The sequence below is a fragment of the uncultured Rothia sp. genome, from assembly GCF_937976295.1.
In the GTDB taxonomy this organism is placed as follows: domain Bacteria; phylum Actinomycetota; class Actinomycetes; order Actinomycetales; family Micrococcaceae; genus Rothia.
Genome location: NZ_CALJRY010000006.1, coordinates 1 through 14836, shown reverse-complemented (window position 1 = coordinate 14836; position 14836 = coordinate 1). Strand labels below are relative to the sequence as shown.

Annotated in this window: 12 protein-coding genes and 1 tRNA gene; 12 read left to right on the top strand and 1 reads right to left on the bottom strand. The window is 60.7% G+C overall.

Annotated elements, in window-relative coordinates:
* Positions 1-601: 601 nt before the first annotated feature.
* The 5 genes from Q0216_RS00115 to Q0216_RS00095 all read left to right on the top strand — a co-directional run bounded on the left by Q0216_RS00115 (position 602) and on the right by Q0216_RS00095 (position 6673).
* Positions 602-1474: a phage holin family protein gene (locus tag Q0216_RS00115; RefSeq protein WP_298591843.1), complete on the top strand. Its 873-nt coding sequence runs from the start codon at positions 602-604 to the stop codon at positions 1472-1474.
* A 312-nt stretch (positions 1475-1786) separates the two neighbouring features.
* Positions 1787-2992, top strand: coding sequence for a glycosyltransferase (locus tag Q0216_RS00110; protein ID WP_298591840.1), 1206 nt, complete (start codon positions 1787-1789; stop codon positions 2990-2992).
* A gap of 109 nt (positions 2993-3101) precedes the next feature.
* Positions 3102-3175: transfer RNA gene (locus tag Q0216_RS00105), tRNA-Ile, on the top strand.
* Between the two features lie 272 nt (positions 3176-3447).
* Positions 3448-4473: a hypothetical protein gene (locus Q0216_RS00100; protein ID WP_298591838.1), complete on the top strand. Its 1026-nt coding sequence runs from the start codon at positions 3448-3450 to the stop codon at positions 4471-4473.
* A gap of 1 nt (position 4474) precedes the next feature.
* Complete coding sequence (locus tag Q0216_RS00095) at positions 4475-6673, top strand: flagellar motor protein (protein WP_298591836.1); 2199 nt, start codon at positions 4475-4477, stop codon at positions 6671-6673.
* A 151-nt stretch (positions 6674-6824) separates the two neighbouring features.
* On the opposite strand, the gene Q0216_RS00090 is transcribed toward Q0216_RS00095, so the two are convergent.
* Entirely contained in the window at positions 6825-7550 is a 726-nt protein-coding gene (locus tag Q0216_RS00090) for a M23 family metallopeptidase (protein ID WP_298591834.1), read from the bottom strand.
* A 446-nt stretch (positions 7551-7996) separates the two neighbouring features.
* Between Q0216_RS00090 and rpsB the strand changes: the two genes are divergently transcribed.
* The 7 genes from rpsB (at position 7997) to dxr (ending at position 14727) form a co-directional block, all read left to right on the top strand.
* On the top strand, positions 7997-8794 hold the full coding sequence (gene rpsB, locus Q0216_RS00085) for a 30S ribosomal protein S2 (RefSeq protein ID WP_005507063.1): 798 nt from the start codon (positions 7997-7999) through the stop codon (positions 8792-8794).
* A gap of 153 nt (positions 8795-8947) precedes the next feature.
* Positions 8948-9778 carry a translation elongation factor Ts gene (gene tsf / locus Q0216_RS00080; protein WP_298591832.1) on the top strand — a complete coding sequence of 277 codons (831 nt, stop codon included), beginning with the start codon at positions 8948-8950 and terminating at the stop codon, positions 9776-9778.
* A gap of 194 nt (positions 9779-9972) precedes the next feature.
* A complete protein-coding gene (gene pyrH, locus Q0216_RS00075) occupies positions 9973-10716 on the top strand; it encodes a UMP kinase (protein WP_279754365.1) in 744 nt (247 codons plus the stop codon).
* Between the two features lie 295 nt (positions 10717-11011).
* Positions 11012-11569: a ribosome recycling factor gene (frr, locus tag Q0216_RS00070; protein ID WP_298591828.1), complete on the top strand. Its 558-nt coding sequence runs from the start codon at positions 11012-11014 to the stop codon at positions 11567-11569.
* An 87-nt stretch (positions 11570-11656) separates the two neighbouring features.
* Positions 11657-12487, top strand: coding sequence for a phosphatidate cytidylyltransferase (locus tag Q0216_RS00065; RefSeq protein ID WP_298591825.1), 831 nt, complete (start codon positions 11657-11659; stop codon positions 12485-12487).
* A 202-nt stretch (positions 12488-12689) separates the two neighbouring features.
* A complete protein-coding gene (locus Q0216_RS00060; RefSeq protein ID WP_298591822.1) occupies positions 12690-13277 on the top strand; it encodes a cell division protein DivIVA in 588 nt (195 codons plus the stop codon).
* 124 nt (positions 13278-13401) lie between these two features.
* Entirely contained in the window at positions 13402-14727 is a 1326-nt protein-coding gene (gene dxr, locus Q0216_RS00055) for a 1-deoxy-D-xylulose-5-phosphate reductoisomerase (protein WP_298591819.1), read from the top strand.
* The last annotated feature ends 109 nt before the right edge of the window (positions 14728-14836 follow it).

The window sequence follows — 14836 nt, the reverse complement described above, 5'->3', positions numbered from 1 at the left end:
CCAAGGCTTCGCCTTGGGGGTTCTTGCTTTATCTGTTCCTCAGACTCGAACCAGTAACCACTCCACCCTACGTGAGCGCTGGGGCGCTCCCTTCGGGTTCCGTCTGGTTCGAGTCCAGAGCAACAGGGGTTTGTAGGCGGAAGCAAAGATTTTTGGTTCCTCGCGCGCTCGGAAAATCTTCGCCTCGCTAGTTCGAGTCCAGTCGGAACGTTCTCGCCACGTCGTGAAGCAGTAACCCCTCGGGCTTACGCCCTCGGCGAGGCAAAGATACCTCACCCCGCAAAAATGTACCCCGCAAAAATGTGAAATCTAACGCACCGAAAAGTTTCCCGCCCACACACGCCACGCATCCGCCTAACACCCAGCGGTATAGCGGCGCACAGGCATCCTCTTGCGCCTACTCCAGAGCAAATCCACAGGCGCAACCCAACCCAGAAAGCTACGCCAGTAGCTCAACACAGCCTCCAGAAAGTCGAAAATACCTGAAGAGATAGCGCAAACCCCCACCCAAACGGTCACGCGGAGGTATCATAAGGGGCTAAACTATAGGAGGTGGAGTGCGAAAAAGAAGCCTCCAAAAACACGTCACGGAGAGGTGGTCATGACCACTACTACTAATCCCAAGGCACCCAAGGGTTTCTTTGCTGGCATCAGCGGGATTAAGTCCGGCGTCGCGAACATCATCGACGCTGGCAAAACCTTCAAGGCCCTCGGCCCCAGCCAGGTCAAGGATGAAATCCAGATCGCAAAGCACGAGCTGAAGACCAAGGGCATCGCCGTTGGTAAGGGCGCAGCCTTCTTCGGCGTCGCAGCAGTCTTCGGTCTGTTCCTGATCATTGCGCTGGTCGCCGCAGCAATCCTCGGCCTCGGCACCGTCATGCCCTACTGGGCATCCGCGCTGGTCTTCGCCCTCATCTTCCTCATCGTCCTGGCAATCTGCGCCCTGGTCGGTCTGAAGAAGGTCAAGGCACAGCTGCCGTTCAAGCCCGAATCCGCAATCTTCGGTCTGCTCTTCGACCTCGGCGTACTCAAGGAAGGTACCGCCATGTCCGCTGAGCGCCTGAAGAAGGAACAGGCAGAGCGTGCAGAGCAGAAGGCCAAGGAAGCTGAAGAAGCAGCAGAACGCGCACGTCAGGAAGCTGAAGAGCGCAAGGCACGCGGTGAGGAAGAGCCCAAGCCGCCGACCTTCGAAGAGCTCAAGCAGCGCACCGCAGAGCGTCGCCAGCACCTGGCAGCCCTGCGCGACGACCTGCAGTCCTACACCGGCGACGTTCAGAACAACACCCAGCAGGCTCTGGACGCTCTCAAGGCAGTGCCCTCCGAGGTTGCCGCAAGTGCAACAGCTACCGGCCGCGGCCTGGCAGAGAACGTGCGCAAGCCCGAGGTTCTGCAGGCACGCTGGAAGTCCTTCGCAGCACTGGGCGCATCCATTGCAACCGTCCTGCACTTCCTGAACCGCCTGGTTCGCCGCTAATAAGCACTGTTCGCCGCTAAAACCGGCACAGGTTTAGCGCCAGCATCCAAACGCCCCGATACTCGTATCGGGGCGTTTGTGCGTCTACAGGCAGGTTGCTGGCTCCAGCCTCACCGGGAGGTTTGGAGGTAACTCCCAGCCAAAACCCTCCCGCCACGAGTCGGAGAAGGGCGCAACTCACAGGTAGAATAGACAAATGCTGTACGTACTGGACCCGCCCGGTGCATGCGGCAGACAGAGGTAGAAGCGGCGCACCGTCGCACCCGACCCCCAAAGTCACCGACACACTACACCCCGATGAGGAGCCCCGTCATGGAACAGGCAAAGACGATTCTGATTGGCGCAGAAACCTACCCGCCGGACATCAACGGTGCAGCACAATTCGGTCACCGCCTCGCCACCTCCATGCTCAAGCGCGGCCACTCCGTACACGTCGTCGCTGCCAGCCCCATCCCCGGTCCCAGCTACCGCACCGAAGTAGAGGGCGGCATCGTGGAGCACCGTCTGCGCTCGCACCTGCCCCCGACCCACGAGACGAACCGCGTCTGCCTGCCCTGGGAGATCTGGTCCGAGGTCGGCGCGATCCTCGACGAGGTCCGCCCGGACGTGGTGCACGTGCAGTGCCACTACGTTATTGGTCGCGCGCTCATCTTCCAGGCGAAGCGCCGCGGTATCCGTGTGATTGCAACCAACCACTTCATGCCTGCGAACCTGGACCCGTTCCTGCCCTTCCCCTCCGTAGTGAAGCGCGTGATTGAGAAGGCAACCTGGAAGGACATGCGTTTCTGCTTCTCCAAGACTGCGGTCGTTACCACCCCCACCCAGATTGGTGCGGATGCGATGCGCGAACTGGGCAATTTTGATCGCCCGGTCATGCCCGTTTCTAACGGTATTGAGATCAGTGACTACGAGCTGGCTGAGGGCGCTGACGCCGGCAAGGTTCCCGGTGAGCTGCGCATTGCCTTCGTGGGTCGCCTGGCTGAAGAGAAGAACGTAGACGTGCTCATCGAGGCGCTCTCCCTGCTGCCGGATACCCTCGAGCACGTGGTGCTGGACATCGCCGGTGGTGGTGAGTTGCGTGAGGCTCTCGAACAGAAGGCACACGATTGCGGCGTGTCTGACCGGGTGATTTTCCGTGGCTTCGTTCCGGATGAGCGTCTGCCCGAGGTGTACCAGATGGCTGACGTGTTCTGCCAGCCCGGTACCGCCGAACTGCAGTCCCTGGTGTCCCTGGAGGCGATGAGCGCCTCCACCCCCGTGGTGCTCGCGAACGCTCTGGCTCTGCCGCACCTGGTGGAGGAGGGCGTGAACGGCTATCTCTTCGAACCCAATAACGCTCAGGATTTGGCGAAGAAGCTGGAGGCTGTGCTCTCCCTGCCCGCCGCTGAGCGTGAGCAGATGGGCCGCGAGTCCCGCCGCATCGTGGGCTTCCACAGTGCTGAGAACACCTGGCGCACCTTCGAGGAACTGTACGTGAGCGACGCTCCGTACCAGCGTTACCTGGATTCGCGCCGCTAAGCTTCTCTAGACCCTGAGCGGTGGATCGAACGTTTTTCGTTCTCAGTCGCCGTTCAGGTACTCTAGAGGATGGTGTTGGCGCCCATTGCGCGCCGTCACTGCACCGGATGGGGAGTTAGCTCAGCCGGTTAGAGCAGGGGACTCATAATCCCTTGGTCGCGGGTTCGAGCCCCGCACTCCCTACGGCCCCGCCCGTCGACTTCACCCACTTGTCGGCGGGCGGGGCTTTTTCGCGCCCTCTTTTTGTGCTCTTTGGTCGTGCTCTCGAGGCGCTTATTTTCGTGCATGGAATGCATCAACGGTGATAAAAATGAGTAAATGACGAACGAAGACGCATCATAGAGTTCAATACGGTAGGGTTGAAGAGTCTTGTCACGAAAGACAGCTTGATGCCGCCGGTGGATGCCGATTCAGCCGGTAGGTGTTGCTTCCACACACCATACGAGAGGATCTCAATGTCGGAGAACACTCCCAACAACCCGTCGCAGGGCGCATCTGCAGCCGGTGGTTACGGCTACGATGCTGGAGCGCGTCCCGCGCAGGACGCTTCGCTGCCCGCTCAGTCGGGTAACGCAGCTCAGCCTCAGCAGCCCGCTCAGCCTGAGCCGGTTCAGCCGCAGCAGGCACCCCAGCCCGCTCAGGCAAACGCGAATGCGCAGTCGAACGCTGAGGCTCAGGCAGCCCCTGCACAGCCCGGTCAGCCTGCCGCTGCGCCTCAGCCCGATGCAACCCAGCCGGGTGCCGCTCAGCCGGGTCAGCCCGGCCAGGCAGTCTACGCGCCGAGCGCACCGCATCCGGCGGTAAAGGCGCTGGGCGCTACCTGGAACGCGTTCCTGGACGTTTTCTCCAGCAACCCGGCGACCGCGCACGCCCGCATCTCTTCCGCCGGTGCGTGGGGTTGGATTGTTCCCACGACTCTGCAGGCGCTGGTCGGTGCGTTCTTCTTCAGCCAGCTGGTTATCCTGGCTACCGTCATCATGATGTCCATGCTGGGCTACATGTTCGGCGGTCGAAGCGGTGCCGCTTACGGTGGTGCCTACGCAGCGCAGGCTGTACCGACCGGACGCATGATTCTGGCGTACGTGTTGATGGCTCTTGCCATCTTTGGTGTGCAGGTTCTGCGCGGCGTGCAGCTGCAGCTGACCGCGCGCATCGGTAAGGCGCCGGCCTCCTTCACCGCGAGCATGCACGCTGTGTCGGTGTCTTCCCTGGCGCTGATTCCTTCGTTCCTGGTGCTGAACCTGCTCGTGTTCTTCTTGACTCTCACCCGTAGCGGTGGTGGGGCGTTCTTCCTGAGCATGCTCATGGTTCTGGTGCTTGCTTTCGCCGTGTTCTCGGGTGAGGCTCTGACCTACCTGGGTCTGAACCGTCTGGGCCGCTTCGCGAAGTCCCCGATCATCATGCACGCGGCGCTGAGCACCGCGTGGGTTCTGGCGTCCATGGTTGTCTACTACGTGGCGATTCGCCTGATGGGAGCCTAGTATGCACGCGATGACTCACACCCCGAGTGCACCGGCTCGTCAGCGCTGGATGTTCCTGGCGGTTCTGCTGACCATTGCCGCCCTGATTCTGAGCGCCTGCGGTGCAAAGATTGATACTCAGCTTGGCCTTGAGAGTGCCGAGAAGGGTACACGCACCATGCAGGTTTCCTTCAACATGAAGGACAACAAGGACAAGATTAAGGGCGGCGTTGAAGCCCTTGATGCGTCCGTGCGTAAGCACCTGCCCGAGGGGCTGGAATACGGTGGTATTCAGTCTGAGGGTGACAAGGCGCGTGCGACCTTCACCATTCCCTTCTCCTCTGTGGACGAGTACCGTACCAAGGTTGCTTCTATTCTGAAGGCTGCCGGTTCCAGCACTACCCCGCAGATTAACATCGTCAACTCTGAGCAGGGTCTTGTGCAAGGCATTCAGGTGGAGGAGAACTTCAGCTCGAAAGACTTGCTAAGCTGGCTCCCTGAGGCTCTCGTAGTTGATGGCGTTATTGAAACCTCCAACAAGAACAGTGTGTTCAACAGCAGTAACAATGAAACCACCGTGAAGTTTGGCGAGAAGGAAGTGAAAAACTCCGGCGGCTCCACTATTACTGCGAAGGACGTTCAGGACCGCGGCTTCAAGGCCGTATTCATGGACATCAACGAGAAGGACGGCGGTTACTCGGTTATGGTTTCCTTCTCCGCCAAGGAAATCATGAATAGCGAGACTTCCTCTGCAGTGGATGCCTACCTGAATCAGGTCAAGCCCGAAGGCGCTGAGCTGAAGAAGGGGCTGGATTCTTCTGAAGCGAGGGGTTACGCTCCTTCCGCATCAACCAGCGCCGCTAAGGAAGAAATTGGTCGCACCATGCTCTTCCAGGCTTCATCCTCACAGGATCTGAGCGATAAGCTCAAGAAGATTTTTGGTGCAAGCAGCACCGGTCTGTCCTTCAGCCGTGAAGTAACCGAGAAGGACGGATCTTTCAAGGTTGAGAAGACCATCTCGGGTACTCTGGATTGCTCCTTGCTGTGCTCCCCGGAGGGACGCGGTTTGACCCTTACGATGAAGGACAGCGAGGACCGCCGCTACGAACCTAACTACAGCCGACGCGATAGCAACTCTTCCAGCTCGAACAATAGGATTCTCGCGGTTAACCTCGTTTCTTCGCGAGATGTTTCGATGAAGAGCATGAAGGTAGCTACCTCCCTGGGCCTGGATGGTTCCATGGAAGCACGTTTCCTCTACGCGTTCCCGACCGAGGATGTTGCGGGTGCTGAGCAGAAGCTCAAGGATGTTTTCGCAGGCGGCAGCAATGACGAGACTGAGGTCCGTCAGGATGGCGACGCCACCATCGTGAGCGTCAAGGTTCGCGGTAAGGACCAGAACGAGTTCAACCAGCGCCTGAACGAATACATGCCCGATTCAAAGATTACGGTGGTCCGCCCCGGTGGCTACCACCCCTTCGGCTCCGACTACACGGTGACCCCTGAGATCAAGCTCTCTTCGAAGCTGGGTAACTACTACTCGGCTCCCTTCGAGTTCACCTTTAATGCACCGACCTTCTCCTCACTGGACCAGCAGAAGGTAGATGCCGCGAACAGCATTGCGAAGAACTCTCAGCACGTGCAGCTCACCGTGAATGGTGGCGAGCTGAGCGTCAAGGCCGACCGCGGCGTCAGTAGCACCTCCGGTCTGACTGTGCCGGTATCCGGTCTGAGCATGACCGACGTAATCGTGAACGCGGTTATTCTGGGTCTGCTGCTGCTCATCCTGATTCTGCTCTTCCTGTTCCGCAAGAAGATTGCGGCGGCTCGTGCGAAGGGCCGTGAGCGTCGTGCCGCGTCGGCCGCTGCACTGGGTGCCGCAGCGGGTGTTGCAACCGGTTACGGTGCAACCCAGGCTGACGCGCAGAACGGCTACCCGGCACAGGGCGGCTACGCTGCTCAGTCCGGTTACCCCGCGCAGAACACCGCCTACACTGTCGGTGATGATTCGCCGACTCAGGTGTTCACCCCGCAGCAGGGCTTGAACTACGGTGAGACTGAACCGACCAAGGCAATGCCCGCATACGATGCCCAGGCAGCCCAGGCAGCCCAGGCAGCGCAGCCGGTTCAGCCCGATCAGACTGCTCAGCAGCCCGCACAGCCCAACCAGCCCGCACAGCCGAACCAGTTCGGTGCTGATGACGGTGACGTCCTCCAGTAAGTAGCTGCCTCAAGCGCCTGCGCTAGAGAACGCGACCTAGGCTGGCTCCTGTGGCCCGTTGCCTCCTTTTCCGGAAGTGACGGGCCACAGCCGTATCCGGTTCAGCTCGTGCTCGGCACCAGTACCTGAGCTTAATATCCAGTTCCCGCGCCTAATATCCACCCGGCACGGGAAGCAAAATGCTCGGCTCCTTCGACCCCAGCAGGCTCATGGGGTTGATGTACTCGGCGGTCTTGCCGCTACCGTCCCCGCGGGCGCCTCCCTGACGTACGCCCCAGTACAAGCACACGGTGGTGCATCGCCGGTAGGGGCGCTCCCCGGTGCCGCCTACACTATCCGGGGCGGCGACGGTGCCGATGGCCTCACCGGCTGCAACCGTGGTGCCGACCGGGAGTGCTTCGTCCATGGGTTCGAAGGTGCTGCGCCGCCCATCCGGATGCGCAATGACCAGTACTTTTCGGTTGACGACCGTGCCGCTGAAAACCACTTTTCCCGCAGCCGGTGCGTAGACGCGCCGGTCGTTCTCGGGTATGGCAAGGTCTACGCCGCGGTGCCCGGCGCTCCAGCGTTGGGCGGGCTTCTCAAAGGGGTGGAGCACGCGAGGCCTGGATTCGGCGGTGGGGGAGCGGTAGCGTAGTCGGCTCGCGGTGAGCTCAACGGTGCCGGGAACATGCGCGCTGCTGGGAACTGGCGCACTTGAGGAGGCGCCGTCTGTAAAACCTGCACTGTCTGTAAAACTTACACCGTCTGCAAAACCAGACCCGCCTGAATAGTCCTGACTACCCGCGTAGCCCTGCCCGCCCGCGCTCACAAGTGCACCCAGCAGGCAGCACGCCACCAGCATCGCGCGCCGTAGCGTTCCCTCTAAGCTCTTCATGTTCTGCTTCATCTTCTGAGCACATCACGAATTGCCTCGCCCCGCAGTAACTTGCGAAAAATTGTGGATAACCCCGCCGAATCCGGCTTAAAATCCTTTATCCACAGTGCCCCTGCACACACCCGCCGCGCCTGCACAGGTTTTAACCTCAATCCGGCGGATTAATCGCGGAATATACGGTACAATGTCGTATTGCAGTGTGCCTGCGCGGGTGTTCTCCCTCATCGGGAGATTCCGCACAGCATCACTGACGACGCGCGGCGTGAGCGGCATCCTCACTGGGGAGCCGATAAGGGACCTTCGGTCCACCCACACGGGGTGGTTAGGGCCTGAGCTGAACGGGTTACCGTGAACGCTAACCGCCGCCAGGAAAAACTGATAACTACTATGCGCGCGTTGGGCTAGCCCGAATGGGAGGTCCGCGCGGCACCACAAAAGGAGACGACATGCCCGTCGTAACTATGCGTGAAATGCTGGACTCCGGCGTTCACTTCGGTCACCAGACCCGCCGTTGGAACCCCAAGATGAAGCGTTTCATTCTGACCGAGCGCAACGGCATCTACATCATCGACCTGCAGCAGTCCCTCGCCTTCATCGACAAGGCATACGAGGCTGTTAAGTCGACCGTCGCACACGGTGGCAACATCCTGTTCGTGGGTACCAAGAAGCAGGCTCAGGAAGTTATCGCTGAGCAGGCAACCCGCGTGAACATGCCCTACGTGAACCACCGCTGGCTCGGTGGTATGCTGACCAACTTCAGCACCATCTCCAAGAGCATTGAGCGCATGAAGGAACTCGAGCAGATTGACTTCGACGATGTAGCAGGTTCTCGCTACACCAAGAAGGAACTGCTCCTCATGCGTCGCGAGTTCGAGAAGCTCGAGAAGACCCTCGGCGGTATCCGCAACCTGTCCAAGGTTCCCTCCCTCCTGTGGGTTGTTGACACCAAGAAGGAGCACCTGGCAGTTAACGAGGCTCAGAAGCTGGGCATCCCCGTTGTTGCTATCCTCGACACCAACTGCGACCCCGACGAGGTTGCTTTCCCGATCCCCGGTAACGACGACGCTATCCGCTCCGTCAACCTGCTCACCCGCGTGATTGCTGACGCAGTGGCAGCCGGCCTGATCGAGCGCAACGCTAAGAAGAACGGCAAGGCTGAAGCAGCTGAGGAGCCCATGGCAGCTTGGGAGCGCGAGCTCCTGGAGCAGCACGAGGCTGCAAAGGCTGAAGAGGCAGCTAAGTAAGCTTTCTTAGCCCACTAAGCTTTATGCTTTGTGGCCCCCACCCGCGGGGACCACGTTCGGACGGCGCCCGCCCTGACCTGGGCGCGGCGCCGTCCGCCATATGTACCACCGGGATGTCATCCCGATTTATTACAGCAACACAAGGAGTTCACAATGGCGAACTACACCGCAGCAGACATCAAGGCACTGCGCGAGAAGACCGGCGCAGGTATGCTCGACGTCAAGAAGGCTCTGGACGAGGCTAACGGCGACCAGCAGAAGGCTGCCGAGATTATCCGCGTTAAGGGTCTGAAGGGCATCACCAAGCGCGAGGGTCGCGCAACCGCTGAGGGCCTGGTGGCTGCACGCGTTGAGAACGGCGTTGGCTACATGATCGAGGTCAACTCCGAGACCGACTTCGTGGCAAAGTCCGACCCCTTCATCGCTTTCGGCCAGAACGTGCTCGAGGCTGCTATTGCTGCTGACGCTTCCACCCTGGAAGAGCTGCAGGCTGCATCCTACGAGGGCAAGACCGTTGAGGAGCTGACCACCGACGCTGGTGCACTGCTCGGCGAGAAGATCGTTGTCCGCCGCGTTGCACGCGTTGAGGGCGAGAACGTTGCAGTTTACCTGCACAAGACCTCCAAGGATCTGCCCGCACAGGTTGGCGTTCTGCTGGCTGTCTCCGGTGAGAACACCGACGAGATCGCACACGACGTTGCAGTTCACATTGCTGCAATGAGCCCCAAGTACCTGGATTCCGAGTCCATCCCCGCAGAGCAGATCGAGACCGAGAAGCGCGTTGCTCGCGAGACCGCAATCGCTGAGGGCAAGCCCGAGAAGATTCTGGACAAGATCGTTGAGGGTCGCCTGAAGGGCTTCTTCAAGGAGAACACCCTGCTCGATCAGGACTTCGCAAAGGACTCCAAGAAGTCTGTTGCACAGGTTCTGTCCGAGGCTGGCGCAACCGCTACCGCATTCGCACGTTTCCGCGTGGGTGCATAAGGACTCATTGAGTTCTACCCTCCCGTAGTGCGGGCTCCCGGTCAGGGAAATCGTATGAGGTTGGGATTATAGCCTGAAGCCGGGTAGTCACCACTGGTGGCTACCCGGCTTTGCTGTATCCTTGATAAGGACTAGGCGGCAGGAGCCCGCCCCGATCACCTATAACAACCCCTAGGTATGCCACTGGAGGAACCATGACCGAAGCTATTTCGCACCCGATTCACCACGATGAGACCGGCCGTCGCCGCGTTTTGCTCAAGCTTTCCGGTGAGGTTTTTGGTGGCGGTGAAGTCGGTATTTCGACCGAGGTCGTGCGCAGCATCGCTAAGCAGATCGCCGCAACTGTGGGTGAGGTTGAGACCTCCATCGTGATTGGTGGCGGCAACTTCTTCCGTGGCGCTGAGCTCTCTCAGGCGGGTATGGACCGCTCCCGTGCAGACTACATGGGTATGCTCGGCACCGTGATGAACTCCCTGGCTCTGCAGGACTTCCTGGAGCAGGAGGGTATTGACACCCGCGTTCAGTCCGCTATCACCATGCCGCAGGTTGCTGAGACTTACATTCCTCGCCGCGCGATCCGCCACATGCAGAAGGACCGCGTCGTGATTTTCGGTGCTGGTGCGGGTCTGCCCTACTTCTCCACCGACACTGTGGCTGCTCAGCGCGCCCTGGAAATCCACGCGGATGAGGTTCTGGTGGCTAAGAACGGCGTGGACGGCATCTACACTGCTGACCCGAACAAGGACCCCAACGCTGAGCGCCTGTACAACCTCACCTACGATGAGGCAATGCAGCGTAACATCCGCGTGCTGGATCAGACCGCGTTCTCCCTGTGCCGCGACAACAACGTGACCATGCGCGTGTTCGGCATGCAGGGTGAGGGCAACGTGACCCGCGCAATTCTGGGCGAGAAGATGGGCACCCTGGTTACTCGCTAACCCCTAAATTTTTAGGGTGGGGCGTACGGAACGCCCCCTCACATTGTGACCGTGCCTGATGGTGCGGACTTATTCTGGACGGTACCGCGCGGGTAAGCGCTAAAACTCGCTTATGCCCGCCGGTACCGTCTAGACTTATATCAAATACGACGTTCTACCTCTTTCCCGTCGTCTTCGCAGTATTCCTAAGGTTTTCGCCTCGGATGCGCCGCGAACCGGTGAGAAATCATGAGGGCTGAACGCGCACCCACCGACAATTCTGGCACCCCAGAATACCGACAAAGGAGATCCTTTCGTGATCGAAGAAATCCTTGCCGAAGCCGGCGAGAAGATGGAAAAGACCATCGAAGCAACCAAGACTGAGTTCGCTAAGGTCCGTACCGGTCGTGTGAACCCCGCAATCTTCAGCGGCCTGACCGCCGAGTACTACGGTGCACCGACCCCGCTGCAGCAGCTGGTGTCCTTCAACGTTGAGGACGCACGTACCGTCAAGATCGTTCCCTTCGACGTGACCGCACTGGCAGCTATCGAGAAGGCTCTGCGTGACTCCGACCTGGGTGTTAACCCCAGCAACGACGGTGTAGCTATCCGCGTTGTCATGCCCGAAATGACCGCTGAGCGCCGTAAGGAATACACCAAGCTCGTCAACCACAAGGCTGAAGAGGCTCGTATCTCCATCCGTAACGTTCGCCGCCACGCTAAGACCGCCATTGACAAGCTGGTCAAGGACAGCGAAATCGGTGAAGACGACGGCGCACGTGCTGAGAAGGAACTGGACGCACTGACCAAGAAGCACATCGACCAGGTCGACGCACTGTACAAGCACAAGGAAGCTGAACTGCTCGAGGTCTAAACCCTGATGAGTGCACGCAAAGAAGCGAAAGAAGAGAGAAGCGCGCCGCCTGCTCCACAGTCGAGCCGGCAGACCGCTGCAACGCCGGTGAAGTCGCGTAGCGCCAAAGCTGGCCGTGACCTGCCCGCCGCCATTGGTGTGGGTGTTGGTTTCGGTGTGCTGTTGGTGCTGGGTCTGATTTACCCGCCGATTTTTGTTGTGGTCGCTGCAGGCTCGGCGGTTTTGGGCGCCTGGGAGATTGGGCACGTGCTCAACACCTGCCGCGGCTACGGCATCCCGGAGTACCTGCTGGGGGGACTGGCTGGCGCGATTGTGGTGGTCTCCTACCTGTGCGGTTTTACCGGGCTGGGCATCGCCCTGGCGGTGAGCCTGCTGGTGCTGCTGGTCTCTTCTGCTCTCATGCGTGCTGACCGTCAGGTTTCACTGGGTAAATCCTTGAGCGGTAGCGCCCTGGCCCTGCTGTGGGTGCCGCTGATGCTCGGTATCGCCATGGTCTACTTCCAGACGACGGACCACGGCGAGCGCGGCATCCTCATGATTCTGCTGATGGCCATCTGCAATGACACGTTCGGCTTTATCGCCGGCGTGAATTGGGGTAAGCACCCGATGGCGCCGAAGATCTCCCCGAAGAAAAGCTGGGAGGGCCTGGCTGGTTCCTTCATCGGCTCGGCGGTTGCTGGCGCTATCGCCTTGGCGTTCATGGGTTCGCCCTGGTACTGGGCTATTCCGCTGGCGGCGGTCATGGTGGTCGCTTCGACTACCGGTGACCTGGTCGAATCCACGTTCAAGCGCCGTATGGGTGTGAAGGATATGTCAAATACTCTGCCCGGTCACGGCGGCATGATGGATCGCCTGGACTCGATTCTTTTCGCTGCGGCGGCTGGTTGCCTGATTTTCCAGTTTATTATGCCGCTCTAAAACTTGAGCTTTACCGCTTACGGAGGCGGGGCGTCTCTTCCCACGAGTGGGGGAGGGGCGCCCCGCCTTTGCCGTGTCCGCCTTTGCTGTGCCCGGTGAATAAGGTGCATAGGGGACTATATCTAAGACACCGCCAGCCAACCTTGCACTAGGTGGCCTCAGCATTGGTATTCTTAAAGTTCAATCGTCGAGAGGAGCCACCTTGGCAAGCACCACCAGCGGAGGCGGATTTGCCCGTGCAGCAGAAACCGAACCCGGCTACAAGCGCAGCGAAGTAGACCGCCTGTTCACCCGCCTCGCCGAGGACTACGAGAAGCTCAGCGGCGCCTCCGAACTGCCCGAAGACCTCTACACCTCCCGACGAATCCGCCAGGTCGTCTTCCGCGAAGAACCCGGCGGCTACCAGCTGGACGTGGTCGACCGCGCCCTCGAAAAGATTGAGGAACGCTTCGCCAAGCTCGAACGCAGCCGCTACATTGAGGCGTACGGCCTGGACAACTGGGAACGCTCCCTCGTAGAGACCGGCGAGCTGCTCGCGGGCCGCCTGGAACGCCCCGCCGGTGAGCGTTTCCGCCGCCCCAGCAAGCGCCGCTACATGGGCTACTTCGTCGGCGATGTGGACGCCATCTGCGACCGCGTGTACGCCCAGCTCAACAGCGAAGAGCCGCTGGACCCCTCCGTGGTGCGCCACGCAAAGTTCCGCCCCGCCTCGGGCACCGTCAGCTACGAAGAGTCCCAGGTGGACGCCTTCCTGGACCGCTGCATTGAGCTGCTGCAGGATCTGCTCTAAAACGTATACGTAGAATCCCCCGCCCCGTACGACAGGGTGGGGGATTCTTCTGTGTAGGGTCCTTCTGCGCCGGGGCGAGGCTACACGCCCGGAGACACCCGCGAGCTCATGAGACACTAGAACCATGAAGTTTGGATCCTCAGCACGCGTCGGCGGCAGCCGCGACCGCCTCACCGACGCCCTCACAGAACTAACCCGCGCACCGCAGCGCGTCACCCTCCTCGGCTCAACCGGTTCCATCGGCACCCAAGCCATGGAAGTCATCGACCACCTTGCCGCGCTCAAGGGCACCAGCGCCTCCGCCGACGACGCACCGCTGAAGGTCGTCGCCCTCTCCGCAGGCTCCCGATCCCTCGAACTGCTCGCACGCCAGGCAGTGCACGTACGCGCCGAACTGGTCGCCACCAGCGGCACCGCAGAAGACGCACAGCGCCTCCGCGAACTCATCGAAGCGGCAACATCCGAAGCAGGCGTCACCGGCTACACCCCGCAAATCGCCCACGGCGCCGAAGCCTCCGTACAGGCGGCAGCACACCCGGCAGACACCGTCCTGAACGGTATCACCGGCTCCATCGGCCTGGAACCGACCCTCACCGCCCTCAACAGCGGCTACCGCGTGGCACTGGCCAACAAGGAATCCCTCATCGCAGGCGGCCCGCTCGTACGTGTCGCCGTCGACGCGTCCCCCCTGGACACCCCCATGGTGCCCGTCGATTCCGAGCACTCCGCCCTCGCCCAGGCGCTCGCCTCCGGAACTGACGCAGAAATTGACCGACTCATCCTCACCGCATCCGGCGGTCCGTTCCGCGGCTACAAGCGCGAACAGCTGCACGACGTGACCCCCGCGCAGGCGCTCGCACACCCCACCTGGGACATGGGCCTGGTCGTCACCACCAACTCGGCAACCATGGTCAACAAGGCACTCGAAGTGCTTGAAGCGCACCACCTGTTCGGCGTGGACCTGGACCGTATTGACGTGGCGGTCCACCCGCAGTCGATTGTGCATTCCATGGTGCAGTTTGTGGACGGCTCGACCATTGCGCAGGCGTCGCCGCCGAGCATGGTGCTGCCCATCGCGCTGGGTCTGACCTGGCCGCACCGCATCCCCGGTGCCGTGCCTGCTTGTGACTGGTCGAAGGCGGCATCCTGGACTTTTGAGCCGCTGGACGAGGAAGCATTCCCCGCCGTGCGCATGATCAAGGCCGCCGGTAAGGTTGGCGGCACCCACCCGGCAGTGTTCAACGCCGCCAACGAGGAAGCCGTGGCAGCATTCCATGCGGGCGCAATCCGCTTTACTGACATTGTCGATTCGGTGGCGCGCGTGCTGGAGGAGCACGCCGGTAGCGCTGAGGCTGTTTCTGACGCTGATTTGACGCTGGAGGCTGTGCTGAACGCGGAGCGTTGGGCTCGCGTTCGCGCGAATGAGCTGCTGGGTATGACCGGCAACTAACCGGTTCTGGGGGAGGCACCCGCATTTCTAGGGGATGCGGCCGGTGCAGAAGGGGCGGTGTTCGTCCTCGTTCCTACAGGGGCACCCGCCCTCGCTTCGCTTCGGGCAC

What these genes read in the sequence shown, in the direction of transcription:
- Q0216_RS00115 (WP_298591843.1), top strand. Translation starts at nt 602, where the DNA reads ATGACCACTACTACTAATCCCAAGGCACCCAAGGGTTTCTTTGCTGGC.
- Q0216_RS00110 (WP_298591840.1), top strand. Translation starts at nt 1,787, where the DNA reads ATGGAACAGGCAAAGACGATTCTGATTGGCGCAGAAACCTACCCGCCG.
- Q0216_RS00100 (WP_298591838.1), top strand. Translation starts at nt 3,448, where the DNA reads ATGTCGGAGAACACTCCCAACAACCCGTCGCAGGGCGCATCTGCAGCC.
- Q0216_RS00095 (WP_298591836.1), top strand. Translation starts at nt 4,475, where the DNA reads ATGCACGCGATGACTCACACCCCGAGTGCACCGGCTCGTCAGCGCTGG.
- Q0216_RS00090 (WP_298591834.1), bottom strand. Translation starts at nt 7,550, where the DNA reads ATGAAGAGCTTAGAGGGAACGCTACGGCGCGCGATGCTGGTGGCGTGC.
- rpsB (WP_005507063.1), top strand. Translation starts at nt 7,997, where the DNA reads ATGCCCGTCGTAACTATGCGTGAAATGCTGGACTCCGGCGTTCACTTC.
- tsf (WP_298591832.1), top strand. Translation starts at nt 8,948, where the DNA reads ATGGCGAACTACACCGCAGCAGACATCAAGGCACTGCGCGAGAAGACC.
- pyrH (WP_279754365.1), top strand. Translation starts at nt 9,973, where the DNA reads ATGACCGAAGCTATTTCGCACCCGATTCACCACGATGAGACCGGCCGT.
- dxr (WP_298591819.1), top strand. Translation starts at nt 13,402, where the DNA reads ATGAAGTTTGGATCCTCAGCACGCGTCGGCGGCAGCCGCGACCGCCTC.